The organism is Leisingera sp. F5, assembly GCF_001593695.1.
Genome location: NZ_LUKH01000869.1, coordinates 1 through 1,533, shown reverse-complemented (window position 1 = coordinate 1,533; position 1,533 = coordinate 1). Strand labels below are relative to the sequence as shown.

Below are 1,533 nucleotides of genomic sequence, written 5' to 3'. Positions count from 1 at the left end.
GAGGAGCTGGGCCTGACCCTGTTCCTGCGCGAGGGCCGCCGCCTGGTGCCGGTGCCCGAGGCGCAGTATCTGATGGAGGAGGCGACCGAGATCTTGTCGCGGCTGGAAACTGCGCAGCAGAACCTGGCCAATATGCGCGACCGGGTGCAGGGGTCGATCCGGATCGTGGCGATGCCGGGGCCGTCAACCTATTTGCTGCCGGAATTCATCAGCCGCTTTGTGGATGGCAAACCCGAGGTGCGGGTGACGCTGGCAACGCGGTCCTCGCCGCAGGTGCGCAGCCTGGTGGCGGCCGGCAGTTTCGACATCGGCTTTTGCGACATGAGCCGGTTCCGCGGCGACCGTAAGCTGTACACGGCAGAAGAACTGCCCAGCAATTGCCTGTGTGCGGTGCCGTCCGGCCATCCGCTGGCGGACCGCGAAGCCATCACTGCCGCCGATCTGAACGGGGTCCCAATGGGCGCGCTGCAGCCGGATCACAACACCTATCAGGCCACCTCGCAGGCCTTTCAGCAGGCGGGGGCCGAATTCAACCTGCGATATGACGCGCAGTATTTCCTGCCGCTGTTCCACTTCATCGCCGCCGGTCAGGCCTGCGCCATTGTCGATGTCCTTAGCGCTGAAAGCTACCGCCGAAGCAACCCGGATGAGGACCGGATCCGGTTTCTGCCGTTTGAGCCGCAGATCCCTTTTGGTTATTCGATTCTGACCCCCAGCGCGCGGCCGTTGTCGCAATTGGCGGCCAGTTTTGCCAAAGCTTGGCGGGATTACATCCAGAGCATGCTTGCGTAAGCCACTATGCAGGAACGATAAATCAGTCCGTTCAAGACGTCTGAAATTCAGTCTTCACATCTATCTACAGAATTGTATACAATTTAGAGCACGAATCCTGGGCATCCGCTCCAGGACAGATCTCACGACGGCTTTAGGGGGCCCCATGAAAAACACGATGACCAACGCGCTGACCGGGGCCGAGGCGATGGTGCGCTCTTTGGAGGCCCACGGCGTCACCCATATCTTTGGCCTCTGCGGCGACACCACGCTGCCCTTCTATGATGCGATGAACCGGTTGGACCATGGCATCACCCATATCCTGACCCGCGATGAGCGCAGCGCGGCCTATATGGCGGACGGTTTCTCCCGCGTGACCGGGCGGGTGGGAGTGTGCGAGGGGCCTTCCGGCGGCGGCGCCACCTATATCCTGCCGGGGCTGATCGAAGCCAACGAAAGCTCCTATGCGGTGCTGGCGATCACGACCGACATTTCCGTGGGGTCCTACGGGAAGTACCCGCTGACTGAAGTCAATCAGGAGGTCCTGATGGCGCCGCTGACCAAGTTCAACACGGTGATCAAACGCGCCGACCACATCCCGCGCATGGTGCGCCAGGCGTTCCGGGCGATGACCACCGGCCGTTCCGGCTCGGCGCATTTGGGCCTGCCGTATGACATTCAGTATGATGATGTCCCAGCGGATGATATCTGGGGCGATCCCAAGCATCAAAGCTACCCCGCCTACCGCGCAGCCCCCGAACC

At 61.9% G+C, this 1,533-nt stretch carries 2 protein-coding genes; both read left to right on the top strand.

The genetic code is table 11. The annotated features are described in order from the left end of the window. The coding region (locus A2I95_RS36915; RefSeq protein ID WP_291737444.1) for a LysR substrate-binding domain-containing protein at window positions 1–792 on the top strand (792 nt) is incomplete at its 5' end. 157 nt (window positions 793–949) lie between these two features. Beyond that, a partial coding sequence (locus A2I95_RS36910) for a thiamine pyrophosphate-binding protein (protein ID WP_291737445.1) occupies window positions 950–1,533 on the top strand: 584 nt, incomplete at its 3' end.